This is a genomic window from Mesocryomonas fontinalis (assembly GCF_055730125.2).
The window spans coordinates 1-285 of record NZ_JBUZWG020000033.1; the positions used below are offsets into that span (position 1 = coordinate 1).

The window sequence follows — 285 nt, forward strand, 5'->3', positions numbered from 1 at the left end:
GCGGAGGTGCGCCATGCGTCATAACCCGGCCAGCGGCGCCATCGTGATCATGCTGCGCAGCCTGAAGATGCACGGCATGGCGCAAGCCGTCAGCGAGCTGACCGAACAGGGAGCGCCAGCCTTCGAGGCAGCCATCCCGATCCTCTCGCAGCTTCTAAAGGCCGAGACAGCCGAGCGGGAGGTCAGGTCTACCGCCTATCAACTGAAGTCGGCTCGCTTCCCGGCCTATCGCGATCTCAACGGCTTCGACTTCGCCAGCAGCGAGGTCAATGAAGCACTGGTCCG

1 protein-coding gene is annotated in these 285 nt (G+C 63.9%); it reads left to right on the forward strand.

Going from position 1 to position 285, the window contains the following annotated elements; all coding sequences use genetic code 11:
• Positions 1-13: 13 nt before the first annotated feature.
• Positions 14-285: ATP-binding protein (locus ACZL02_RS24390; RefSeq protein ID WP_472941276.1), on the forward strand; the 272-nt coding region annotated here is incomplete at its 3' end.